Source organism: Rhizobium azibense (genome assembly GCF_004342325.1).
In the GTDB taxonomy this organism is placed as follows: Bacteria; Pseudomonadota; Alphaproteobacteria; order Rhizobiales; family Rhizobiaceae; genus Rhizobium; species Rhizobium etli_B.
The window spans coordinates 382,817-404,866 of sequence record NZ_SMBJ01000006.1; the positions used below are offsets into that span (position 1 = coordinate 382,817).

At 60.0% G+C, this 22,050-nt stretch carries 24 protein-coding genes; 5 read left to right on the forward strand and 19 right to left on the reverse strand.

What is annotated here, in order from left to right:
* Nucleotides 1-20: 20 nt before the first annotated feature.
* Together otnC and otnK are read right to left on the reverse strand one after the other, a co-directional pair.
* Nucleotides 21-662: a 3-oxo-tetronate 4-phosphate decarboxylase gene (gene otnC / locus EV130_RS17485; RefSeq protein ID WP_132550890.1), complete on the reverse strand. Its 642-nt coding sequence runs from the start codon at nucleotides 660-662 to the stop codon at nucleotides 21-23.
* Nucleotides 655-1,938, reverse strand: a complete 1,284-nt coding sequence (gene otnK / locus EV130_RS17490; protein WP_074064313.1) for a 3-oxo-tetronate kinase — start codon at nucleotides 1,936-1,938, stop codon at nucleotides 655-657. Before otnK ends, otnC begins: the two co-directional genes overlap by 8 nt.
* A gap of 187 nt (nucleotides 1,939-2,125) precedes the next feature.
* Between otnK and ltnD the strand changes: the two genes are divergently transcribed.
* The 3 genes from ltnD (at nucleotide 2,126) to EV130_RS17505 (ending at nucleotide 4,945) form a co-directional block, all read left to right on the forward strand.
* Nucleotides 2,126-3,046, forward strand: coding sequence for an L-threonate dehydrogenase (gene ltnD / locus EV130_RS17495; RefSeq protein ID WP_132550892.1), 921 nt, complete (start codon nucleotides 2,126-2,128; stop codon nucleotides 3,044-3,046).
* Nucleotides 3,046-3,822: a 2-oxo-tetronate isomerase gene (gene otnI, locus EV130_RS17500; RefSeq protein WP_074064312.1), complete on the forward strand. Its 777-nt coding sequence runs from the start codon at nucleotides 3,046-3,048 to the stop codon at nucleotides 3,820-3,822. The genes ltnD and otnI overlap by 1 nt, the downstream gene beginning before the upstream one ends.
* A 97-nt stretch (nucleotides 3,823-3,919) precedes the next feature.
* Entirely contained in the window at nucleotides 3,920-4,945 is a 1,026-nt protein-coding gene (locus EV130_RS17505) for a LacI family DNA-binding transcriptional regulator (protein WP_074064311.1), read from the forward strand.
* A gap of 21 nt (nucleotides 4,946-4,966) precedes the next feature.
* Here EV130_RS17505 and EV130_RS17510 read toward each other — a convergent pair whose 3' ends face one another.
* The 9 genes from EV130_RS17510 to EV130_RS17550 form a co-directional block, all read right to left on the reverse strand.
* Nucleotides 4,967-5,713 carry an SDR family NAD(P)-dependent oxidoreductase gene (locus EV130_RS17510; RefSeq protein ID WP_074064310.1) on the reverse strand — a complete coding sequence of 249 codons (747 nt, stop codon included), beginning with the start codon at nucleotides 5,711-5,713 and terminating at the stop codon, nucleotides 4,967-4,969.
* A gap of 39 nt (nucleotides 5,714-5,752) precedes the next feature.
* Nucleotides 5,753-6,646: a carbohydrate ABC transporter permease gene (locus EV130_RS17515; protein WP_074064309.1), complete on the reverse strand. Its 894-nt coding sequence runs from the start codon at nucleotides 6,644-6,646 to the stop codon at nucleotides 5,753-5,755.
* Between the two features lie 16 nt (nucleotides 6,647-6,662).
* A complete protein-coding gene (locus EV130_RS17520) occupies nucleotides 6,663-7,598 on the reverse strand; it encodes a carbohydrate ABC transporter permease (protein ID WP_074064308.1) in 936 nt (311 codons plus the stop codon).
* Between the two features lie 65 nt (nucleotides 7,599-7,663).
* Nucleotides 7,664-8,977: an ABC transporter substrate-binding protein gene (locus tag EV130_RS17525; RefSeq protein WP_074064307.1), complete on the reverse strand. Its 1,314-nt coding sequence runs from the start codon at nucleotides 8,975-8,977 to the stop codon at nucleotides 7,664-7,666.
* A gap of 129 nt (nucleotides 8,978-9,106) precedes the next feature.
* Nucleotides 9,107-10,174, reverse strand: a complete 1,068-nt coding sequence (locus EV130_RS17530; RefSeq protein WP_074064306.1) for an ABC transporter ATP-binding protein — start codon at nucleotides 10,172-10,174, stop codon at nucleotides 9,107-9,109.
* A 91-nt stretch (nucleotides 10,175-10,265) separates the two neighbouring features.
* Nucleotides 10,266-11,042 (reverse strand): SDR family oxidoreductase, encoded by a 777-nt coding sequence (locus EV130_RS17535; protein ID WP_074064305.1) that lies wholly within the window; start codon nucleotides 11,040-11,042, stop codon nucleotides 10,266-10,268.
* Nucleotide 11,043: 1 nt separating this feature from the next.
* Nucleotides 11,044-12,027, reverse strand: coding sequence for a D-erythronate dehydrogenase (gene denD / locus EV130_RS17540; RefSeq protein WP_132550894.1), 984 nt, complete (start codon nucleotides 12,025-12,027; stop codon nucleotides 11,044-11,046).
* 30 nt (nucleotides 12,028-12,057) lie between these two features.
* Nucleotides 12,058-12,801, reverse strand: coding sequence for a FadR/GntR family transcriptional regulator (locus EV130_RS17545; protein ID WP_074064303.1), 744 nt, complete (start codon nucleotides 12,799-12,801; stop codon nucleotides 12,058-12,060).
* A gap of 197 nt (nucleotides 12,802-12,998) precedes the next feature.
* Complete coding sequence (locus EV130_RS17550; RefSeq protein ID WP_074064302.1) at nucleotides 12,999-13,442, reverse strand: CBS domain-containing protein; 444 nt, start codon at nucleotides 13,440-13,442, stop codon at nucleotides 12,999-13,001.
* A 245-nt stretch (nucleotides 13,443-13,687) separates the two neighbouring features.
* Here EV130_RS17550 and EV130_RS17555 point away from each other — a divergent pair, with 245 nt between their 5' ends.
* Nucleotides 13,688-14,128 carry a DUF2267 domain-containing protein gene (locus tag EV130_RS17555; RefSeq protein ID WP_074064301.1) on the forward strand — a complete coding sequence of 147 codons (441 nt, stop codon included), beginning with the start codon at nucleotides 13,688-13,690 and terminating at the stop codon, nucleotides 14,126-14,128.
* Nucleotides 14,129-14,224: 96 nt separating this feature from the next.
* Here the strand turns inward: EV130_RS17555 and EV130_RS17560 are convergent, their stop codons facing one another.
* The 3 genes from EV130_RS17560 to EV130_RS17570 form a co-directional block, all read right to left on the reverse strand.
* The gene (locus EV130_RS17560; RefSeq protein WP_074064300.1) at nucleotides 14,225-14,689 is read right to left on the reverse strand and encodes a YbhB/YbcL family Raf kinase inhibitor-like protein; all 465 of its coding nucleotides are present in this window, start codon (nucleotides 14,687-14,689) and stop codon (nucleotides 14,225-14,227) included.
* Between the two features lie 305 nt (nucleotides 14,690-14,994).
* Complete coding sequence (locus EV130_RS17565) at nucleotides 14,995-15,639, reverse strand: TenA family protein (protein WP_132550896.1); 645 nt, start codon at nucleotides 15,637-15,639, stop codon at nucleotides 14,995-14,997.
* Nucleotides 15,640-15,644: 5 nt separating this feature from the next.
* A complete protein-coding gene (locus EV130_RS17570; protein WP_074064299.1) occupies nucleotides 15,645-16,487 on the reverse strand; it encodes a BtpA/SgcQ family protein in 843 nt (280 codons plus the stop codon).
* A 24-nt stretch (nucleotides 16,488-16,511) separates the two neighbouring features.
* Here EV130_RS17570 and EV130_RS17575 point away from each other — a divergent pair, with 24 nt between their 5' ends.
* On the forward strand, nucleotides 16,512-17,408 hold the full coding sequence (locus tag EV130_RS17575; protein WP_132550898.1) for a ribokinase: 897 nt from the start codon (nucleotides 16,512-16,514) through the stop codon (nucleotides 17,406-17,408).
* Between the two features lie 3 nt (nucleotides 17,409-17,411).
* Here the strand turns inward: EV130_RS17575 and EV130_RS17580 are convergent, their stop codons facing one another.
* The 5 genes from EV130_RS17580 to EV130_RS17600 are packed head-to-tail and all read right to left on the reverse strand — an operon-like array spanning nucleotide 17,412 to nucleotide 22,046.
* Complete coding sequence (locus tag EV130_RS17580) at nucleotides 17,412-18,182, reverse strand: glutamine amidotransferase (protein ID WP_132550900.1); 771 nt, start codon at nucleotides 18,180-18,182, stop codon at nucleotides 17,412-17,414.
* Between the two features lie 26 nt (nucleotides 18,183-18,208).
* Nucleotides 18,209-19,276, reverse strand: a complete 1,068-nt coding sequence (locus EV130_RS17585; protein WP_132551007.1) for a phosphotriesterase family protein — start codon at nucleotides 19,274-19,276, stop codon at nucleotides 18,209-18,211.
* Nucleotides 19,277-19,279: 3 nt separating this feature from the next.
* Nucleotides 19,280-20,284, reverse strand: a complete 1,005-nt coding sequence (locus EV130_RS17590; RefSeq protein WP_132550902.1) for an ABC transporter permease — start codon at nucleotides 20,282-20,284, stop codon at nucleotides 19,280-19,282.
* Entirely contained in the window at nucleotides 20,281-21,093 is an 813-nt protein-coding gene (locus EV130_RS17595; protein ID WP_074064294.1) for an ATP-binding cassette domain-containing protein, read from the reverse strand. Before EV130_RS17595 ends, EV130_RS17590 begins: the two co-directional genes overlap by 4 nt.
* On the reverse strand, nucleotides 21,090-22,046 hold the full coding sequence (locus tag EV130_RS17600) for a substrate-binding domain-containing protein (RefSeq protein ID WP_132550904.1): 957 nt from the start codon (nucleotides 22,044-22,046) through the stop codon (nucleotides 21,090-21,092). The genes EV130_RS17595 and EV130_RS17600 overlap by 4 nt, the downstream gene beginning before the upstream one ends.
* Between the last annotated feature and the right edge of the window lie 4 nt (nucleotides 22,047-22,050).

Below are 22,050 nucleotides of genomic sequence, written 5' to 3' on the forward strand. Positions count from 1 at the left end.
AAGTTCTGCTGGCGATCGGCCTAAGGTAGGTTGAAGCGTTTGCGCAATTCGTCTACCTGTTCTGCACTCAGCATCCTTTTGGCGTGATGCTGCAGCATGAGAAAAAGCTTTGCAGTTTCCTCAAGCTCTTCGGCGGCGAACTGGGCGTTTGCGAGCGTCGTGCCGGCGACGACCGGCCCATGATTGGCAAGCAGCATGGCGTGATGACGACCGGCCAGCGACCGCACCGCGTCTGCGAGCGCCATATCCCCAGGGGCAAAATAGGGAACAAGAGGCAAGCGCCCCACGCGCATGACGTAATAGGCGGTCAAGGGCGGCAGCACGTCGAACGGATCGATATCGCGCAGAATGCTGACGGCAGTTGCATGGCTCGAATGGAGATGGACGACAGCGCCGGCATCACCGCGCTCGCCATACATCGAAAAATGCAGAAATGCTTCCTTGGTCGGCGCATCGCCGGACAGGAGTTTGCCCGAGGCGTCGAAGAGGGAAAGGCGGGCCGGATCAAGCGTCCCCATCGAGGCATTGGTCGGCGTCATCAGCCAACCGCCGTCGGAAAGGCGAACGGAGATATTGCCGGTCGAGCCGGAGGTCAGCCCACGCTCGAATAGCGACTGCCCCGTACGGCATATCTCTTCACGCACGCGGTTAATCTCAGACATCCGACCCCTCCGTTTCAAGCTGCGCCCATGCTTTCAGGAAGAAATCCGGAGCGCCGAAGTTGCCGGATTTCAAAGCCAGCACAATGTCGGGACCGCTTAGGCTGCGGGTCCATGGCACGCCGGGATCGATTTCAGGGCCGATCGAAAGTGTCTTGACGCCGAGCGCATTGATCACCGCGCCTGAAGTCTCTCCGCCAGCAATCAGAAAACGGGTAAAGCCATTCTGCTTCAGCCGCTCGGCCACCTCGGCCAGCGTCTGTTCGACGAGCGCTCCGGATTCGTGCCGTCCCATGGCCGCCTGGATGCTCTGAAGTTGTTCGGGACTGGCGCTGGAATAAACGAGCGGCAGACGGTCCTTGTCTTGCGAAATCACCCAGTCGGCGATTTCTGCCGCGCTCTGGCTTCCATCGGCAACGGCCGAAATATCAAGCCTCAGAACCGCCGCAGCGTCATTGCGGGCAACCTCGATCTGACCGCGGGTAGCAAGCGAGCAGGATCCGGCAAGGACAACCCGGCGCCCTGCCGGCGCCGTCATGCGGGTCATGGCCCTGCGGACGGGCAATTTCTTGCGTTTTCTGAAATTCTCGGGCAAGCCCATGGCAATGCCGGAACCGCCCGTCACAAGCTTCATGCCGTCGCAAGCCGCCCCGATCGTGCGCAGATCGGCATCCGACAATGTATCGACGACGAGGATGCGCTTTCCTGCCGCCTGCTGCTGCGCAAATGCCCCCCGGATGGCGTCTTCGCCCCTGGCGATCACCGGCCAATCGACAAGACCGACCGGCCGTCTTGTCTGCCGTTGCAGGACCCGGACAAGATCGGGATCGTGCATTGGCGTTAAGGGATGGTCCTTCAGAGAGCTTTCCGACAGGAGCCGGTCGCCGACAAAAAGATGCCCCTTATAGACGGTGCGGCCGGCTGCAGGAAAGGACGGACAAGCAATTGTCAGCTCGGCCCCGGTCAGATCCTGAAGCGCGTCGGCGACCGGCCCGATATTGCCGTCATCAGTGGAATCGAACGTCGAGCAATATTTGAACAGCAGCTGCTCTGCACCGGCGGCAAGCAGCTTGCCGGCCGCCGCCGTCGAATCCCTGACGGCTTCGGCCGCAGGGACCGTTCTCGATTTGAGCGCGACGACCACCGCATCGGCATCGCCAAAATCAGTCCCTTCCTCCGGCATTCCGATGACTTGCAGGGTCTTCATGCCTTCACGCGACAGCATGAGGCAAAGATCGGTGGCTCCGGTGATGTCGTCGGCTACAGCACCGATTAGCACATCGTTTCTCCTGCCTGTTTGCGTTGAATGAGCGGGCTGACGAAGTGCAAGTACCCGATGAGAAATAGAACTTGCAATCCGTTCTGCCGATAAGCTAACCATAGAGTGGCAGCGCTGTCATCAGTTTTTCGCAGATCACGATTCAAGCCAATTGCGCCCAAAGTGAATGCAACAATGGATTTCGAGCATGAGCGAAGCGGTTAACCTGAAGCTCTGCGTCATCGGTCTCGGATCGATGGGTTTTGGCATCGCGACATCACTGCTGGAGAAGGGCTTTGAGACCCACGGCTACGACATCAGCGCCGAAACGACGTCGCGGTTCGTGGCGGCAGGAGGCAAAGGGGCCGCAAGTCCAGCCGAAGCAGCTGCCGGGGCCGATGTCGTCGTGACCGTGGTCGTTGATGGCGCCCAGACAGAACAGGTTCTATTTGGTAAGGGCGGTGCGGCCCACAGCATGTCGAAGGGCGGCACGATCCTTTCCTTTGCAACGATGCCGCCGCAGACGGCCGAAGATCTGGCGCAACGCGCCGGCGCGCTCGCTCTGAACTATATCGACGGGCCCATCAGCGGCGGCGCCAAACGTGCCGCTACCGGGCAACTCACGATAATGGCATCGGGACGACCCGAAGCTTTCAACCATGCCCGCCCCGTGCTTGATGCGATTGCCGTGAAGGTCTACGAACTCGCAGACCGGCCCGGCATCGGATCATCCTTCAAGATCGTCAACCAGCTCCTTGCCGGCGTTCATATCGCGGCCGCCTGTGAAGCGATAACCTTTGCCAAGGCGCTTGGTCTTGATATCGACAAGGTCTATGAGGTCATCATAGCGTCGGCCGGCAATTCCTGGATGTTCGAAAACCGCGTCCCCCACATCCTGCAAGGTGATTATTCCCCCCAGAGCGCCGTCGATATTTTCACGAAGGACCTTGGCATCGTGTCGGACCTTGGGCGCGGGCTGAAATTTCCACTGCCGATCACTTCCACGGCACTTCAGATGTTCATCATGACGGCTGCAGCCGGCATGGGCCGAGACGATGATGCCTCCGTCGCAAGGCTGATCGCAAAAGTGACGGGCATTGAGCTTCCCGGCGGGCCGGAGGCTGCGTGATGCCGCAATTCGCCGCAAACCTTACCATGATGTTCAACGAAGTGGCGTTTTTGGAACGGTTCGCGGCAGCGGCAATGGTCGGCTTTTCCGCCGTCGAGTTCCTGTTTCCCTATGACCACCCGCCGGAGGTCATCGGCGAGCGCCTGCGGGAAAACGGATTGACGCTTGCACTCTTCAACTTGCCGCCGGGAAACTGGCAGGCCGGCGAACGGGGCCTTGCTGCGCTCGACGGCCGGAGAAGCGAATTTCGAACCTCGGTGGATACCGCCTTAGAATACGCCCGATGCGCAGGGGCCCGCACGCTGCATGTCATGAGCGGTCTGGCTTCGCGCCGGGACCCGGCCGCGATTGCGGTTTACCGCGACTCTCTGGCATTCGCCTGCGACCGGGCAGGCGAAAGCGACATCGACATCGTCATCGAGCCGATTAACCCGCGGGACATGCCGGGCTATTTTCTCAACGACTTCGACTTCGCAGCCGACATCATCAGTGCATTGAAGAGGCCAAACCTGAAGCTGCAATTCGACATCTATCATCGTCAGATCATTCACGGCGATGTGCTCACGGGGCTCCGACAGCTTATACCGCTCGTCGGCCACGTACAGATTGCTTCGGTGCCGCTGCGCAACGAACCCGCAACGGGCGAGCTTGACGATTTTCGTGTGCTCCGAGAGCTGGATGGACTTGGCTATAAGGGCTTCGTGGGCTGCGAGTATCGCCCTGCAGGCAAGACGGTGGCAGGTCTTGGCTGGCTAGAGGCTTTTGCAAGCCGCTGAGCACAAGCAGCGGCAATCGAACGTTGAGCTGGCCTTTTATGCAGCGGCTCGTGAACGTGGAGATGACGCTCGCCCGGGGCTGAATCAGGAGGACTTGATGCAGCAAAAACAGCGTCTGCCGGCAAGGAAAAGCAAGGTGACGGTCAGGGATGTCGCCCTTCGCGCCGGCGTGGGCGAGTCGACCGTCTCGCGGATCATGCGCAACAAGGGGCCGGTTGCAGAAGAGACGCGCCGGCGAGTGATGGAGGCCGTCCGGGCGACGGGTTATGTCCCCAACCGGATTGCCGGTTCGCTTGCCTCGCTCGATTCCCATCTGGTTGGCGTCATCGTTCCCTCACTGTCCAACATCGTGTTTCCCGAAGTTTTGCAAGGTGTCCATTCCGCTTTGCGCGGCAGCGACTATCAGCCCGTCATCAGCATTACCGGCTACGACATCGATCTGGAGGAAACGATCGTTCGCGGACTGCTGTCATGGAAGCCCGCAGCCATCCTGATTGCCGGCTTCGATCATACCCCGGCAACCCATCGCATGCTTTTTGAAAGCGGAATCCGCATTGTCGAGATGATGGACATCGATTCGGCACCGATCGATATCGCCGTCGGCATGTCGCATCGGCGTGCCGGCTATGCCACGGGTCAATACCTTGTCGAGCGCGGATACCACCGGTTCGGATATGTCGGTCATGACTGGAATGCCGACAGGCGGGCCCGTCTGCGCTACGACGGGATCTGTGGCGCCTTGGGCGACGCGGGATTGCAAATTGCCGCCCAGGCGATCGCCGATGCGCCGAGTTCCGTCGGTGTCGGACGGGAGATGACGGCACGCCTTTTGGCCGGGCCGGCAAAGCTCGACGCGATCATCTATTCCAACGACGACATGGCTCTCGGCGGTGTCTTCCACTGCCTCGGTTCCGGCGTTCGCATGCCCGACGATCTTGCCATCTTTGGTTTCAATGGCCTAGATATCGGCCGCGAACTGCCGCAGCCTCTTGCGACTGTACGCTCCAACCGCTTCCTGATTGGCCGCACATCAGTGGAAAAGGCATTCGAAACGCCGCAGCGGCCGCAAACGAGATCCATTGTCGATACAGGCTTCGAGATTTTTCCAGGTGCCACGGCCTAAGTTGGTGAAGCGCCATGTCCTTCAATAGGTGGCACGCCCGCCTGACAGGTCGAATATCGAGGCTGTGGTAAAGCTGTTTTCCTTTGATACCAGCCAGGCGACCATGGAAGCTGCCTCCTCGACTTTCAAAAAGCGGCCGCGCGGAATGCGCGAGCGCATATATTCGATGAATTCCGGCGTCAACTGTTCCAGAATCCGCGTCTGAGCGGTTGCCGGCGTAATGCAATTGACGGCGATGTCGTAGGCTGCAAGCTCCTTGCCCAGCGACTTGGTAAGACCGATGACGCCTGCCTTCGAGGCGGAATAGGCCGCAGCGTTCGGATTGCCTTCCTTGCCCGCGATCGAGGCAATATTGACGATGCGGCCATAGTTTCGCGCCTTCATGTCCGGGACAACTGCGCGGTTGACGTAGAATGTGCCGGTGAGATTGATATCGATGATCTTCGCCCACATGGCGATGTCGTAGGTGTCAACCGGCGCTGCATCTCCGGCGATGCCGGCGGAATTGACGAGGATCGAAACCGGTGGGCCATCGGCGGCAGTGGCGGCATAGGCAGCCTCGACCTGGTCGAAGCGTGAGATATCGGCAACGGCGCTGCGAGCTCCTGCGCCAAGCGCAGCCTCCGCCTTTTTGAGCAACGGCCCATCCATGTCCCAGAGCGTGACCTCCGCACCGGAGGCTATGAGACGGCTGGCGATTGCAAAACCAATACCCTGTGCACCTCCTGTGACGATCGCATGCTGGCCTTCCAGATCAATCCTGTTCATCCACCCCTCTCTCTCGCGAACGCTGACACTCAGTTTTCGTCATTCCTTCACCGCCCCGGTCATCGACGAGACATAGTAGTCGACGAAGAACGAATAGAGGATCACGACGGGCAGCGAGCCGAACAAGGCCCCGGCCATCAGTGATCCCCATTCGAAGACGTCACCGCGCACCAGCTCCGTCAAAACACCGACGGGAATCGTCTTGTTTTCGGACGACTGAATGAATGTGAGCGCATAGATGAACTCGTTCCACGAGAGCGTGAAGGCGAAAATGCCGGCCGATATTAACCCGGGCACGGCAAGCGGCAGGATGATCTTCACGAGAATCTGCCAGCGATTGGCGCCGTCGACCAACGCACTTTCCTCGAGCTCGAAAGGGATCGACCGGAAATAGCCCATCAGCAGCCAGGTGCAGAACGGAATGAGGAAGGTCGGATAGGTGAAGATCAGCGCCAGCCTGGAATCATAGATGCCGAGCTTGAAGACGATGAAGGCCAGCGGGATGAAGAGGATCGATGGCGGCACGAGATAGGCGAGAAAAATGAGGAGCCCGACCGGGCGCGATCCAGTAAAGCGCACGCGCTCGATTGCGTAGGCGCCGAAAACGGATGCTGCAAGCGACAGCACCGTAGATCCGACCGCAACCAGCATGGTGTTCCAGAGCCAGCCCGGATAGGAGGTTTCAAGGAACAGATACTTGATGTGGTCTAGCGTCGGCTCGACCACCCAAAAGGGGCTGTAGTTGTTGTAATCGGTCAACTGCGCGTTCGGTTTGACGGCGGTAATCGCCATCCAATAGAACGGAAAGAGCAGCACGAAGACGAAGACTGCCATCGGCAGATAGAGCATGACGATGCGCCGTGGCAGACGATTGAGATAACTCATCCCCTGGACGTTGTCGGTCAGAACCTGATCGGTAGTGTTGGCGTTCATGATTGTCTCCCGACCGTTAATCCTGGCCGCCCTGCTGCCATTTGCGGCGCTGCAGACCGAAGAAGCTGAACATGATGGCGGCAAGCAGGAAGGGGATCATCGCAACCGCAATGGCAGCCCCCTCGCCCAATTGACCGCCCGGAATGCCGCGCTGGAACGACAGCGTCGCCATCAGGTGCGTTGCATTGACCGGACCGCCTTTGGTCAACACGTAGATCAGCTGGAAATCGGTGAAGGTAAAAAGCACCGAAAAGGTCATCACGACGGCGATGATCGGCGTCAGCATCGGCAGTGTCACATAGCGGAACCGCTGCCAGCTGGTTGCACCGTCGAGCGAAGCGGCTTCCTGGAGCGAGGCGGGAATGGTCTGCAGGCCGGCGAGCAGCGAGATGGCGACGAAGGGTATGCCGCGCCAGACATTGGCGATAATCACCGAAATTCGCGCATTCGTGGGATCACCGAGAAAATTGATCGGTGCATCAATCAGTCCCATCTGCATCAGCGACCAGGAAAGGATCGAGAACTGGGAATCGTAGATCCACCAGAAAGCCAGCCCCGACAGCACCGTCGGAACGACCCATGGAAGCAGGACGATAGCGCGGAAGAACGACTTGAACGGCAGGTGCTGATTGAGAAGCAGTGCCAGCCAGAGGCCCAGCACGAATTTCAACACGGAGGCAACGAACGTATAAAGCAGGGTATTGAAGACCGAGAGCCAGAAAACGGAATCCCCGGCGAGGAACTGATAGTTCTCAAGGCCGATGAAGATCCCGTCGCGACCGATCCGGGTATCGGTGAAGCCCAGCCAGACGCCCAGCCCGAGCGGGTAGGTGAGGAAACACACGAGAAAGATGGCCGCCGGTAGCATGAACAAGAAGCCGAGCATGTTGTTGTTCTGCATGAGCGATGCGACCCGGCCGCGCGTCGTATCCTCGGATGTCACGGTCGACATGGTTCTACCTCCTGATGGACAATCGCAGCATGCCGTCGCCGGCATGCTGCAGGCCTTAAGCGGGCTTAAACCCGGTAGTAGCGGTTTGCCCGGCGCTCTGCTTCCTTCATCGCGTCTTCCGGCGTCATCTGCCCGGTTACAGCAACGGCGAACATGTCGACGAGTACGTAGTCGGCCATGGTGCCTGCCGAAGCATAGCCGAGAGGGCCCGCATAACCGTTCGGCCTCAGTGTCTCCGATGCACGCGCATAGGGCGCATGGATCGGATCGGCCGTCCAGACGGGATTGTCGGAAAAGGCCTTCAGCGGCTGGCAGCAATAGGCGCTGGAACCTGTAATCCACGCATTCATCTGGTCGGCTTCCATCATGAACTTGATGTAGGCTTTTGCGGCTTCCGGATACTCGGTATGATTGAAAAGAAGCAGCGAGCTCGTCTGGTGCAGCTCGACGCTCTTGCCGACCGGACCAATCGGGAAGTTCGTTGTTCTCATGTCTGCGGTGAGTTCGGCAAGCTTTGGATCCTTTTTCGCCGCATAGTAGACTGACACACCGTTTGCGATCAGCGAAACCTGCCCAGCGAGGAATGCGCGGTTGTTGTTGATGTCCTGCCAGCTTTCCGTGCCCGGGATGAAGGTCGCATAGAGCTCCTTCGCATAGTTGATGGCAGCCAGCGTTTCGGGGCTGTTGATGGTCACCTTGCCGCTTTCGTCCACCATCTTGCCGCCATGGCTCCAAAGCAGCCAATGGGCATAATTGTTGCCGTCGCCGACTGCCTTGCCATGCGGGAATCCGGCGGGCGTGCCCTTGGCTTTCATTGCCTTGCAAAGTTCAAGAAAGCCTGCCGTATCCTTCGGGAACTCGCTGAAGCCGGCCGCCTTTACATGGCTGTCGCGGTAGACGACCGCATTGCCGATCGCCGTCAGTGGCATGGCGATGAACTTGTCGTCGCGGGTTGCATAGCCGCGGACACCGTCATACCAGCCGCCGTACTTGTTGCCGAGATAGGTCGCAAGTTCGGTCAGGTCGACGAGTTTGTCGGGATACTGGTGGGCGTCGTCGAACCAGCACATCACCATGTCCGGACCCGAGCCGACATTGGCGGCGACGGCAGCCTTCGGACGGATATCTTCCCAGCTTTCCTTGTCGACGCGAACCGCAACGCCGGTCGCTTCGGTGAACTTCTTGGTGTTGGCAAGCCAGGCATCCTCGTCTCCCTTGACGAAGGGCGTCCAGCGAAGAAGCCTGAGGCTTGCGCCTTCTTCCGGCTTGTAATTCGGCTCGGCCTGGGCGAAAGACGGTCGGACCCCGAACGGCGAAAGGCCCGCGATACCGGCCGCGGCCGCCGACGCGGCAAGAAAATCACGTCTTTTGATTGTCATAATACTCCTCCTTGAAAAGCGGGAGCGAATTCTCCGGCGTTCACCTTCCCGCTTGGCGAACGACGGTCATTGCAACGGCGGATGAGCAAGGGAAGGCTCCTCTTCTTCCCTGCCTCCGCTGCAGCGTTATCAGGTACTCAATCTTTGTCCGCTTTCGGCATCGAAGAGATGCACATGCGGCGCGTCGATTGAAATGCGCAGCGTCTCGCCTGGACGCGCGTTGACGCGTTCGCGGAAGACGCAACTGACATCAGCGCCTGCGAACCTCATGGTCAACTGCGTTTCGTAGCCGGTCGGCTCGATGACGACGATCTCAGCCGGCAGACCATTGGCATCGAGAGCGATGTATTCCGGGCGCAACCCGTAGATCAGATCGCGTCCCTTCGCTCCGGCAGGCGGATTTGCAACCGGCAGGGCCGTTCCGTCCGACGCGATGAACTGGTTGGCGTTATCCGGATTGAGCCGGCCCTTGAACATGTTCATCGCCGGCGAGCCGATGAAGCCAGCGACAAAGAGGTTCGCCGGATTGTCGTAAAGATCGAGCGGCGCGCCAATTTGTTCCACCGCGCCGTCATGCATGACGACGATCTTGTCGGCCATCGTCATCGCCTCGATCTGGTCGTGGGTGACATAGACGGTCGTGGTGCTAAGACGCTGGTGAAGCTCCTTGATCTCGGCGCGCATGGCGACGCGGAGCTTGGCGTCGAGGTTGGAGAGCGGTTCGTCGAAAAGGAAGACCTGCGGATCGCGAACGATCGCCCGGCCCATGGCAACGCGCTGCCGCTGACCGCCCGAAAGCTGCCGTGGATAGCGGTCGAGTAGTTTGGTGAGGCCGAGGATGCCGGCGGCCTTGTTGACGCGCTGATCCATGTCCACCTTCGGCGCACGTTTGAGCATCAGCGAAAACGCCATGTTCTGGGCGACCGTCATGTGCGGATAAAGCGCATAGTTCTGAAAGACCATGGCGATATCGCGTTCTCCAGGCGCCAGCCCGTTGACCACGCGGCTGCCAATGCGAATTTGCCCGGCGGATATATTTTCGAGGCCAGCGAGCATTCTCAAAAGCGTTGATTTTCCGCACCCAGACGGCCCGACCAGGATCACGAACTCCCCGTCGGCAATCTCGATGTTCACACCCTTGATGACGGGGAACGCTCCGAACGATTTTCTGACATCGACAAACTCGACAGCTGCCATAAAAGTCCCTCCCAGACCTTGTCTTCGCCTTTGGCCTGCCTGCCATCCCTCCTCAGGATAAGGGCGCAGGCCAATTCAACTTGGGTTATGCCTATCCCCTGCCCACCAGGGGCATTTTTGTCGCCATCACAGTCATGGTCAGCACGTTTGCCTCCAACGGCAGGCTCGCCATATAGACGACGGCGCGGGCGATATGCTCGGACGGGATCGTCGGCTCGCTCGCAATCTCTCCATTCGCCTGCAGCACTCCCGAGCTCATCTTCGATGTCATATCCGTTGCGGCATTGCCGATATCGATCTGGCCGCAGGCGATATCGTACGGCCGCCCGTCGAGTGCGGCCGACTTCGTCAGGCCGGTAATCGCATGCTTCGTCGTCGTATAAGGTGCGGAATTCGGCCTCGGCGTCGTGGCGGAAATCGATCCGTTGTTGATGATGCGGCCGCCACGCGGCTCCTGCGATTTCATCAACTTGAAAGCCTGCTGCGTGCATAGAAAGGCGCCGGTGAGGTTGGCCGCGACTACCCCGCTCCACTGATCGAAGCTCACGTCCTCCAGCGGAATTGCCGCAATATTGGTGCCGGCATTGTTGACGAGAAGGTCGAGCCTAGCGAACTCGGCTTTGATCTGACCAAAAAGGTCCGCCACCTGCTCGGCAAGGCCGATATCGCAGGACATCGCGCGCACCGTGCCGCCGGTTTCGGCAGCAAGCTCTGTGGCGGCTTTTTCCAGAACATCGCTTCGGCGGCCGGTGATGACGACGATATAGCCTTCAGCGCTCAAGGCCCGGGCGATGCTGCGGCCGATGCCGGTGCCTCCGCCGGTGACGAGCGCGATCTTGCCTTTCTCCAGGGTTGCGGATAGCGGCATGTTAGATTTTACCCCCGAGTTCGTCGTCTATGTGGATCTTGATGATTTCGTCGAAACTGGTTTCCGCCTTGAAACCGAGCGCGGCGGCGCGCTGCGCATTGAAATTGGTTGCCCAGCCGGAAACAATCGAACGAATTGTGGGGTCGGCCTCGCGGCGGATGAGTCTGACGGCCTTGTCGCCGGCAACGCGGCGCAGCGCCTCGATCTCTTCGCCGACGAGCGCAGAAAGGCCGGGCATGGTCAGATTGCGGCGTGGCCCGATCTCGCTGGTGTCGATGCGCGCTGCATGGACGAAGAAGCCAACTGCCGAACGGGGGCTTGCAAACCAGTGACGGACGGTCTCTTCGACGGGGAGCACGGCCTCCTGGCCGACCAACGGCTCGCGCAGGATGTTGGAAAAAAATCCCGAGGCTGCCTTGTTGGGCTTGCCAGGGCGAATGCAGATCGTCGGAAGGCGAATGCCGATGCCGTCGAAAAAGCCACGCCGTGTATAATCGGCCAACAGGAGTTCGCAGATTGCCTTCTGCGTCCCGTAGCTCGTCAGCGGCGTCGTGAAGAAATCATCTTCGATCTTCTCCGGGAATGGCTGCCCGAAGACGGCGATTGATGACGCAAAGATCAGGCGCGGGATGTAAGGCTCTTTTTGGCCTTCGTACCGGATCGCCTCAAAGAGCGAGTGCGTCCCGTCAAGATTGATGCGGTAGCCTTTGTCGAAGTCCGCCTCGGCCTCACCTGACACGATGGCCGCGAGATGGAAGATCAGGTCCGGCCGCAAGGAGGCAAGCCTGGCTGCGGCGCCGGCATCCGAAAGATCAAGCGCCAGCGCATTGGAAACGGAGGCAAGTGCGGCAGGCAGAGGCGGAGCAACGACATCGACGAGCGTCAGCCTGTCGATGCCGCGGCCGAGCGCTTCGGCGTTGGAGTCGAGCGTCTCCACCAGTTTGCGTCCGACCATGCCGGCTGCGCCGATAACCATCACATGCATATCAGGCAAATCTCCTCATGCTATACCGGCTCACGCCGGACTGCCGGCGCTCAAAAGAGCCCTGGTTGTTTCGTAAATCCGCGTCAGATGATGGCGAAATGCGGCGATCACGGCCTCTCGGTCATGCCGTTCAAGAGCCTCGGCAATCGCAACGTGATCGGCATAGCTGGCCTTAATGGCGCCAGGCTTCGACATTGCCTTGCGTCGGTGGTCCATCATGTAGGTGTATAGATCGGTGACAAAATCGGCGAGCAGCGGGTTTCCGCAAGCGCGATAGATTGCGACGTGGAATTCACGGTCACAGATGAGAAAGCGCATTGCATCGTCGCCACCCAGACGCTGCGCTTCGATGAGGCCCTGCAGTTTAGTCAGCGTTTCGGCGTCGATCCTTTCGGCGGCATCGCCGACGACCTTCAGTTCGATATGCAGGCGCGCCGCATGAACCGATTCCAAATCGTAGCTGTCGATGGCGTTCGGGGATGCGATGGTGACGGTGATGTGGCTGAGATCGACCTTTCCGACGCGGCTGCGGCTGCCGTGCGAGACTTCGATGATGCCTTGGGCAGCAAGCATCTGGATTGCGCCGCGCACCGTTTCCCTGCTGACATGAAGAACATTGGCAAGCTCGCGCTCACCCGGCAGCTCGTCGCCTGGCCGCAGCATGTTCGTGGCAATCAGGACCATCAGTTTTTCAGCGATGACGTCGCGCGCCGTCTGGCGCGCCAGGCTTCGCCCGACATTCGGTACCTGCGTCAAGATCGGGCTCTCGTCCATCACCACTCACTGATCCACTGGTTGGTCCACCAGATCAGTTGAGTAAAGGTCACAGTAGCTCGGGCGTCAAGAGGCAATCGTCGCTGCATCGCACCATAGAGGTTGCATGCGCAGCATTACGGCCTGCAGTGCGCATTGGCGGGAAAAGAGGGCGCCACGGCGCCATTTTCCCGCATCTTCACTCATCGCGTGGCCCGTCAGTGAAGGCCGCTCGACTGCGAATGTTGGCCTCCGTGCCGCGATATGCCCGCAAGCGCTGCGCCGGCCGCTCCCTTTTCGGCGACTGTTGCCAGATCACCAAGCGACAATATTCCAACCAGCCGCTTGTCGCGATTAACCACCGGGATGCGCCTGATCTGTTGATCGGCAAGATTCTTGCAGACTTCGTCAGTGTCCTGATCATCGAAGCAGTATCTGACTTCGGACGTCATGATATCGCCGACCTTCGCCTCAGGCCCCTGGCCTCTGGCAATGGCGCGCACCGCGATGTCGCGATCCGTCAGCATGCCGACCAGCCGGTCATTATCCTGAACCGGCACCACCCCGGCGTCGAGTTCGGCCATCATCCTTGCCGCTTCCTGTATCGTGTCATCCGGCCTGACGAGCCGGACGTCGCGCGTCATCACTTCGCTCACTTTCATGATTTTTATCCTCCGCCTTGTATGGATTTCTACAAAAGTCGAACGTCTCTGGCTCGGCAATGTTCCACGCGGCGTCGATTAACGTCACCGTCGCCAATTGCCCGCTGCGTCAGGCATTGTCCGCACTGGACGCTCAACCGGTTTTCTTCACCATGGGCGAAACAATTGCAGCCAATTGCAGTTGTGCTCTTTGAGAAGCAATGTCCGGGGTTCGAGGGGCCTTGCATAGGAAGGAGGGTGTGAAGATGAGCACAACCGGTCTCGATGTCTTCGACAAGACGCTGCAAACCACCAATATCTGGCTGAACGAAATCATGGCCGACCATGGTCCCGACCGCCACGTCGCATGGCATATTCTGGGCGCCGTCCTTAAGGCCCTGCGCGACAGGCTTTCGCCGGACCTTGCGGCCCATCTCGGCGCGGAACTGCCGCTCATCGTTCGCGGCATTTACTACGATCAATATCGACCGTCCCAAATGCCGGACAAGACACGTTCGCGCGATGAGTTCCTCGCGCGTGTCGCCGAAGGTCTGAAATCCATTCGTCCGGTCGATCCCGCCGATGCGGCGAAATCGGTTTTCCACGTTCTTGCCCGTCATATCGATCTCGGCCAATCGGCGAAAGTGCGCGACGCACTGCCCAAGGAAATCCAGGCTTTGTGGCCCGACAGCGTCGGCGTAAGATAGCAACGGAACACGCAACCACGGTCCATCTCACCGGGACCTTCGTCGCATGGTGCTTTGCGATCGCACTTGCCAAGTCGGAAATCAAATCAGCTCAGCCTACGAGGTCTGATATGTGCCGGTAATGGTTGCCTCGGCGAGCATATGTTTCCTTGCTTCCTTCCACATAGTAGCGATACCGGCCTCGCCGGGAACCGAAAGACTCGGGACGTCGAGCGCGGCAAGGCGAAAAACGTAGTGATGCGCCTGGTCGCCCCGTGGCGGCTGCGGACCATCATAGCGGACGTTTCCGAAATCATTGGCATAAAAGCGTGGCGCGTTTTGCGGTGCGGTATCAGCGCTTTCGGCCAGAGCGTCCCAATCGGAAGGGATATTGGCAATGCCGCAATGGCGGAAGGTGCCATGTGGCGCGTCCGGGTCTTCGACGATCAAGGCAAAGCTTCTCGTCCCTTGCGGAGCCCCGCCCCATTTGAGAGGCGGAAGCAGATTTTCGCCGGAGCGCGCATATTTCTTGGGAATGGGATTGTCCTGTGTAAATGCCGGGCTCATCAGGGTCAGTGCCATGGCGCTTCTCCATTCATCTTGCTGCCTCAAGCGTCAGCCTCTGCGGTCTTGTGTTGAAGCAAGATCAACCTGCAGGCAGCGGTATTGTTCCCGGTCCGATGGCTTCTGGCAGCTTCACCTTGAGGATCGTCCGTAGCCATTGGCAGTCAGCGCCTCGACATACCCCGATTGCGGCAATGCCATCGAGCCTGTGCCGTGCGAAGAAACCGGCACCCGCCTTCTTTTCGACCAGGCGACGGACCCCGGCGCCAAGAGCCCTCTCACGGTTGCCTCGCCACCGATGCCAACTGCCTGTGTCGTGGGCATCATCGATAGGCAGCGTCGTGAAAATCGATCTCCAGCTGCTGGACCCGGCCGAAGACGCTGCTGAGCCGCGAGCGCTCGGCGCGATCGAGGCGATCGGCCGCAAGGTCGAGTTCCGCCTTAAGCCAGCGCGCCTGGGCGGCAAAATCCTCATGCGCGTGGAGGTCCACCCATTCCTTGAGCAATGGATCGTCGATCCGGAATTCGGCCGCCTCACTTGACCAGGTCCAATACATCCATTCAGCAGCAAACATGGCGGCGATCGTGTCGTGGAAGCTTCCAGATCTTGCAATCTCCAGCATGCCGTTGCAGAAGTTCGCCACCTCCGGCCGATCCACATCGAAGGCCGCGGGATCGATCCCGCGTGCGGCGAAGGTCTTCTCGAAATAGGCAAGCTGCTGATTGGCGAGCACGTGAAGCACATCGATCAGCCATCGCTTCTGCGCAATGGTCTCTGCCCTGGCCGTAGCCAGGGCGAAGATGGAGATGGCTGTTTCGACAAAGGCACCCTCATAAACGAGGTACCTGTCGAACACTTCCTTCGACAGGCGACCGGCCTTGATGTCCTCGACAAAACGATGACCGACCATCGCCTCGAAGACGGACCGGTTTTCCCGGATGATCTGGTCCGACAAGCTCTGCCGCATATCATTCATCCCTTCAAAGCCGGTCCGGCGGCTGCAACGAAGGCCTTCACGCGCTCGACGTCGACCGGGTTCCACCACAGTCCGCCGTGCTTCAGCGAGGAGGCGACGATGACGCCGTTGGTGCGCTTCAGGATTTCGACGATATTGTCCTTGCTGACGCCGGAACCGACCAGCAAGGGCAGGTGGGTCGCTGCGCCGATTGCTTCAATTTCATCGATGCTCGCCGTGTCACCGGTGCGCTGTCCCGTGGCGATCACGGCATCGGCGTCGAAGAAAGCAAGGTCGCGGGTCAGTTCCTCGATCGTGCGGTCGGCGGTGATGGCGTGTGCGCCATGCTTGACGTGGCTGTCGGCGAAAACCTTGATGTGCTCGGCTCTCAACATCGACCGGTAGCGCATCGCCTGCGCCGCACGGCCCTCCATGAAGCCCTCATTCGCTACATAGGCGTTGGCCCACTGGTTGACCCGGATGAACTTCGCGCCGCCGGCCATGGCGATGGCGAATGATGGGATCGGCGCATTCGCAAGGACGTTGATCCCGATCGGGACGCCAACTGCGCGTGCGATGCGATCGGTGACAACCGACATGAAAGCCGCGGTCTCCGGGCCGATATCCTCCGGTTTCGAGAACGGGATGTCGCCATGATTTTCGATAATCAGGCCGTGCATACCACCCTCTATCAGTGCCTCGGCGTCGCGAAGGCAGGCTTCATAGATGGCGTTCATCTCTTTGCCGTGGTAACGCGGGGCGCCGGGAAAGGCGGGGCAATGGATCATGCCGATCAGCGCCTTGTCAGTCCCGAATATTTCCCGTATGGCGCTTGAGGTCTTGTCGGATATTTCCTGCATCTGTTTCCCTTTCGAAAGCCAGTCATGCGTGCTTATGTCATCGGCAACGTCACAGTGGACGAAACTATTTCCGTATCGGCCATGCCTGAGGCAGGCGCTTCGATTCTCGGCCGCCAGCAAACCCGTGATCTTGGCGGCAAAGGCGCAAACCAGGCCGTGGTGATGGGCCGTGCCGGTCTTGCCTCCATCCTTGTTGCAGCCGTCGGCGATGATTTTCGCGCTGAGATCATCCGCAGCCAGTTGGGCGAAGAGCCGGTCGATGCGCGACTGGTCCGGCTCGCCGGAAAGGCGAGCGATTTCTCCATCATCTTCACCACCCCCGATGGCGAGAATGCCATTGTCACGACCTCCGATTCTGCCGGTTCGCTGACCATTTCGGATGCCATTCGGCCGCTTGCCGAAACTGCCGCTGGCGATCTCGTTGTCCTGCAGGGCAACCTTTCCGACGACGTTACCCGCGGCATTCTTGAAGAAGCCAGGCGCCGACAGCTGGTCACCGCATTCAACCCCTCACCCCTTCGTCGCTTTTTCGCCGATCTCTGGCCGCTCATCGACATTGCCTTTGTGAATAAAGGTGAAGCCGAGAGCTTAACTGGAACCGGCGGCCAAGCTGCCGCCTCGGCCCTGATCTCTGCGGGGGTCAAATATGCTGTCCTGACACTCGGGGCCGAAGGCGCAATGCTCGCAAGCCGGGCAGGCACCCTTGAGATCCCGGCAGCCCCCGCCATCGCCATCGATACCACGGGCGCCGGCGACACCTTCATGGGCACGGCACTTGCCTCTTGTGCGCTGCGGGGCGTGCCGCTTGACGCCCGCGCCATAGGCCACGCGACCGCAGCTGCTGCCTTAACTGTCAGCCGGCGGGGCACCCGATCTGCGTTTCCCACCAATGGCGAACTTCGTGCCATTCTCGCCGCCTGAGCTTCAGCGCGCCTCGGTCAACCAGCCAAGGAGATTGGTCCACAAGCGTCCATACCCTTCCCACTCGCAAAAAGCCGGCGACAGCCAATGGGGACCGATATCAGAGGTCCAGGCGGCCGTTCGGCCCTTGCCGTGCGACCCCAGAACCAGCAACGGATGGCTCCCCTGATCTTCCGGCAGGCGGGCAAGCACTTCGATATCGGCACGGTCGCGCGGTTCCACTTCATTGACGCCGAGAAGCAGCGGCCATTCGCCGTCAAGCCCGGCCATGACCGGATGTTCCGGCCTCAGGACAATGGCGGTCGATCCTTCCGGCATTTCAACGCGGTCGTCATAGGCAAGGCAGGTGACGGGCAAGACATCTTCGACCGGCGTACGGCGCCAGCGCGCCTTGCCGTCGATCCCCTGAAAGGAGAAGTAGCCGCCGACCATCAACAGCCCGCCCCCCTTCTCCACCCAGGCCTTAATGAGTTTCAGCCGGTTCGGCACCGTCTGCGAGTGCAGCCAGACCGCTGGCGGCAGGAGCAGCGAGTTCGCGCCGATGTCTGACAGGATGACCGCGTCATAGGCGTCAAGCCCGGCCATGCCGAAGGGAAATTTTTCCACCGCCTCGTGCGCGGGCATGTAGGTCAGATCGAATTCGCTGCCCTGAAGCGCCTTGACCAGCGGTTCGGCGCCTAGATGGAAAGTTACGCTGCCGAACTGGTCGAAGCCCTTGTAGTGGGTGGCCGAACTGATCCAGCTTTCACCGACGAGGAGTACTTTCTTTGTCATTGTCCCTTACCGTTTCTTTGATGGTGTCAGGCAGAAGCCTGGAAGACCGACCGCGGATTGTCGCGCATCATTTGGCCGATGACCCGGTCATTGAGGCCGTGGCGTTTGAGGCGCGGGAGGAAATGCCTGAGCACGTAGGCATAGCCGTTGCCGCCGTACTTCGTCAGCATCATCTTCAGGAATACGTCGTGCGACAGCAGGATACGCCCGGCGTGTCCCATCTCGACGAGCTTGACGATGGCGCGTGCAGCCTCTTCGTCGCTCGGGCATTGCACCTGCTGATCGGCATAGAAGAAATCCATGCCGATCATGTCGTATTCGATAAACGCACCGCGCGAAGCGATCTCGCCCTGATAGCCGAGATCGTCATGCGAGGGATTCATGTGGCAGAGCACGGTGTGGCGCAGATCGCCTCCCTCCTCGGCCACGATGTCGAGCACCTTGTGGCCGAGCCGGCACCAGCCGGGCAGATGGACCATCAGCGGCAACCCTGTGCGGCGGTGGGCTTGGGTTGCACCGCGTAGCGACTTTTCCTCCTGCTCGGTGAAGTCGGAAGAGACGCCAATCTCGCCGATCAGACCGATCTTCACATCCGTGCCTTGAGCACCCTCAAGAGCCTCGCAGACGATCTCGTCGGCAATCTCTGCAGCACTCATGCCAGCAACCTTGGCCGGATGCGACGAGGCAAGGTAATAGCCCGCACCCATCACGATATTGAGTCCCGTTGCCTTGGCGATGCGCCGCAGAGCCAGGGGGCGGCGGCCGATGCCCTGACACGTCGGCTCGACGACCGTCCTGCCGCCTTCCTTCACGAAATCCTCAAGTTCGGCGATCGCCAGCGGCTCGTCGTCCAGCGCTATGTTGTGCTTGTTGACGAACGGGTCCTGGCGCAGCTCACCGAGAATCTCCATGCAAACGAACCCTTCGGCAAGATATTGCCGCTCCGGCGTCTTTGGCGGATGCCACCAGCAACTGCAGTCGTTGAGGACGTGCTCGTGCATCAGCGTAACGCCCAGTGCGTCAGCCCGGACCGGGCCGGCAACGGTCATGACCTTGCCGGATCGGACATGGCCTTCGGAAAGCTCGCCTGCCATCACTCAGCCCTTCTTCTTGGCGCCGAAACGAAAACTGGTGGTGAAGATGCGGGTATTGAGCCAGATCGCCAGGAGGATGATGGCACCAGTCACGATCTGGGTGAAGAACGGTGAGACGTGCATGAGGATGAGCCCATTGCCGATCACCGCGATGGTCAGCGTTCCGAGCACCGTGCCGAGGATCGTGCCGCGGCCACCCATCAGCGACGTGCCGCCGAGAACCACGGCCGCGACGACCTGCAGTTCGAAACCGACGGCTGCGTTTGACGAGCCGGAGCCAAGACGCGCCGCGATCAACAGCCCGGCCAGCGCCGAGGCCACGCCGGAAACGAGATAGACCGAGGCAATGATCCATTGCGCCGGCATGCCGACGCGGCGTGCCGCTTCCATGTTGGAGCCGACGGCCACGACCTGCCGTCCATATTTGGTCGAGGAGATCACGACATAGCCGATGGCGGCGACGAAAATGGCGATCAACGCAGGGACCGGCAAGCCGATAAACTGGCCACGTCCCAGCCAGAAGAAGCCTGGAACGTCCCTGATCGGGATCGAATAGCCTTGCGTCAGATAAAGCGCCAGGCCGCGCAGGATCGAAAGTCCCGCCAGCGTGACGATGAAGGCCGGTATACCCTGATAGGCAATGAACCAGCCCTGCGCCATGCCCAGCAGCGCTCCGAAGGCCAGCATCCCCACGACAACGATCGGCCAGGGGTACCCCATGGCAAGAATGATCGCCGCCACGGCGTTGACGAGCGCCACCTGCGACCCGACCGACAGATCGATACCGCCGGTGACGATAACCAGGGTCATCGCGACGGCCACAACAAGAATCGGTGCTGCCTGGCGCACGACATTCAGAAGATTTCCAAGGGTCATGAATGTATCGGTCGTGACTGCAAAGAAGGCCACGCAGGCGAGGAAGAAAAAGGCGATCGACAGGACCTGCGCATGCTCGGCAAAGAAGTCGGCAAGCGACGAGCCCTTGGCACGTTCGGTATAGACGGTCACGGCCGCTCACCTCCGACGATGAGCTTCACGAGATCCTCCAGATCGGTCTTGCCGATCTCGCGCTCGGCGACTTTGGTGCCTTCGTACATGACGGCAATCCTGTCGCAGACCCGGAAGAGGTCCTGCAGGCGATGGGTGATAAGGACGACGCAAACGCCCTTCGCCTTGACGCGGTTGATCAGCGAGAGCACGGCTTCCACCTCGGCAACGGCAAGTGCCGATGTCGGCTCGTCCATGATCAGAACCTTGGGACTGAAGGAGGCGGCCCGAGCAATTGCGATGGCCTGGCGCTGGCCACCGGAAAGCTTTTCGACCTTTGCAGTCAGCCGCGGGATGCGAATTTCCAGCGCATCGAGCATCTTACGCGCCTCGGCAAGCATGGTCGCACGATCGAGGAAAGGTCCCTTGGTGATTTCGCGGCCAAGAAAGAGATTGCCGACCACATCGATATGATCGCAGAGGCTCAGGTCCTGGAAGACCATCTCTATATTGCGCGAGCGCGCCTCGGCCGGACCGGAAAACCGCACCTCTTCTCCATCGATCGAGATCGTCCCAGCGTCGGGAATATAGGTGCCGGAGATAATTTTAGTAAGCGTTGACTTGCCTGCCGCGTTGTCGCCTACAAGGCCGAGGCATTCCCCGGGGAAAAGGTCGAGGTCGACGCCTCGCAATGCCTGGTGCGAGCCGAAGGTCTTGCGGATATCGCGGAGCGATATGCGCGGCCTTATTGCCGCCACCCCGGATTGCCGGGGAAGCAGGGCTCCCCCGGTTCCGGAGACAGCGCTTGGGTGCTGTCCGTGCCCGATCATTTGAAAACGGCCCTGTATGGTTCCACATTCTCCTTGGTGACGATCGTCACGGGAACTGCGATGTTCTTGTCGACTGAACCGCCATCCGAGACCTTCTTCAGCGCGTCGACGGCCGCAGCACCCATGGCGGCTGGATCCTGCTGTATCACGGCTGCGACGTAGCCGGCGTCGATGCCGGCGATCGCCTGGGCAGTGAGGTCCCAACCGAACACCTTTATGGCATCCTGCTTACCCTGGCTTTCGACAGCGGCGATCGCTCCCATCAGCGCCGGCTCGCCGGTCGCATAGACGGCCGTCATATCCGGATTGCCGGTGATCAGGTTCTCGGCGGCGGCAAGCGCATTGTCCTGAATGTTCTGACCATCGACGACCCCGGCCTTCTCGATGCCGGAGACACCCTCGAGCGTCTTTTCAAAGCCCTGCTGGCGGACGTTCTGGATGAACGAATTCAGCGCACCGACGACACCGACCTTTGCCTTTCCGTCCATGTTCGCCTTGACATAGTCGAGAAAGAACCTGCCCATTTCAGCGCCGGCCTTGGCGTTGTCGACGCCGATCTGGGCCTTTTGGGGCCCTTCAGGCAGGATTGCATCGATCGCGACCACAGGGATACCGGCATCTGCCGCCTGCTTGACGGCCGGCATGATGCCGTTGACATCGATGGCAACGACTGCAAGACCGGCGACTTTTTGCTGAATGTAGGTTTCGATTGCACTGTTTTGGGCAGCCGGATCGTTGTTGGCATTGAAGATCACCAGCTTTACGCCTGCTGCATCGGCCGCCTTCTGGGCGCCCTCGTTCATCTGGTTGAAAAACAATGCCTGCTGGTTGATCTGTACCAGCGCAAAGGTCTTTTCCTGTGCACTGGCGCCGAAGCCTGCGAGCGAGGCGGTGGCCAATGCGGTGAAGCCGAGAGCGGCTGTCAATGTTCTGCGTTTGATAGTGCAAGTCATGTTC

What these genes read in the sequence shown, in the direction of transcription:
- EV130_RS17560 (WP_074064300.1), bottom strand. Translation starts at nt 14,689, where the DNA reads ATGGCACTGACCCTGATGAGCCCGGCATTTACACAGGACAATCCCATT.
- EV130_RS17555 (WP_074064301.1), top strand. Translation starts at nt 13,688, where the DNA reads ATGAGCACAACCGGTCTCGATGTCTTCGACAAGACGCTGCAAACCACC.
- EV130_RS17570 (WP_074064299.1), bottom strand. Translation starts at nt 16,487, where the DNA reads ATGCAGGAAATATCCGACAAGACCTCAAGCGCCATACGGGAAATATTC.
- EV130_RS17535 (WP_074064305.1), bottom strand. Translation starts at nt 11,042, where the DNA reads ATGCCGCTATCCGCAACCCTGGAGAAAGGCAAGATCGCGCTCGTCACC.
- EV130_RS17600 (WP_132550904.1), bottom strand. Translation starts at nt 22,046, where the DNA reads ATGACTTGCACTATCAAACGCAGAACATTGACAGCCGCTCTCGGCTTC.
- EV130_RS17565 (WP_132550896.1), bottom strand. Translation starts at nt 15,639, where the DNA reads ATGCGGCAGAGCTTGTCGGACCAGATCATCCGGGAAAACCGGTCCGTC.
- EV130_RS17580 (WP_132550900.1), bottom strand. Translation starts at nt 18,182, where the DNA reads ATGACAAAGAAAGTACTCCTCGTCGGTGAAAGCTGGATCAGTTCGGCC.
- otnI (WP_074064312.1), top strand. Translation starts at nt 3,046, where the DNA reads ATGCCGCAATTCGCCGCAAACCTTACCATGATGTTCAACGAAGTGGCG.
- denD (WP_132550894.1), bottom strand. Translation starts at nt 12,027, where the DNA reads ATGCATGTGATGGTTATCGGCGCAGCCGGCATGGTCGGACGCAAACTG.
- ltnD (WP_132550892.1), top strand. Translation starts at nt 2,126, where the DNA reads ATGAGCGAAGCGGTTAACCTGAAGCTCTGCGTCATCGGTCTCGGATCG.
- EV130_RS17510 (WP_074064310.1), bottom strand. Translation starts at nt 5,713, where the DNA reads ATGAACAGGATTGATCTGGAAGGCCAGCATGCGATCGTCACAGGAGGT.
- EV130_RS17575 (WP_132550898.1), top strand. Translation starts at nt 16,512, where the DNA reads ATGCGTGCTTATGTCATCGGCAACGTCACAGTGGACGAAACTATTTCC.
- EV130_RS17585 (WP_132551007.1), bottom strand. Translation starts at nt 19,276, where the DNA reads ATGGCAGGCGAGCTTTCCGAAGGCCATGTCCGATCCGGCAAGGTCATG.
- EV130_RS17520 (WP_074064308.1), bottom strand. Translation starts at nt 7,598, where the DNA reads ATGTCGACCGTGACATCCGAGGATACGACGCGCGGCCGGGTCGCATCG.
- EV130_RS17525 (WP_074064307.1), bottom strand. Translation starts at nt 8,977, where the DNA reads ATGACAATCAAAAGACGTGATTTTCTTGCCGCGTCGGCGGCCGCGGCC.
- EV130_RS17515 (WP_074064309.1), bottom strand. Translation starts at nt 6,646, where the DNA reads ATGAACGCCAACACTACCGATCAGGTTCTGACCGACAACGTCCAGGGG.
- EV130_RS17530 (WP_074064306.1), bottom strand. Translation starts at nt 10,174, where the DNA reads ATGGCAGCTGTCGAGTTTGTCGATGTCAGAAAATCGTTCGGAGCGTTC.
- EV130_RS17505 (WP_074064311.1), top strand. Translation starts at nt 3,920, where the DNA reads ATGCAGCAAAAACAGCGTCTGCCGGCAAGGAAAAGCAAGGTGACGGTC.
- otnC (WP_132550890.1), bottom strand. Translation starts at nt 662, where the DNA reads ATGTCTGAGATTAACCGCGTGCGTGAAGAGATATGCCGTACGGGGCAG.
- EV130_RS17545 (WP_074064303.1), bottom strand. Translation starts at nt 12,801, where the DNA reads ATGGACGAGAGCCCGATCTTGACGCAGGTACCGAATGTCGGGCGAAGC.
- EV130_RS17550 (WP_074064302.1), bottom strand. Translation starts at nt 13,442, where the DNA reads ATGAAAGTGAGCGAAGTGATGACGCGCGACGTCCGGCTCGTCAGGCCG.
- EV130_RS17595 (WP_074064294.1), bottom strand. Translation starts at nt 21,093, where the DNA reads ATGATCGGGCACGGACAGCACCCAAGCGCTGTCTCCGGAACCGGGGGA.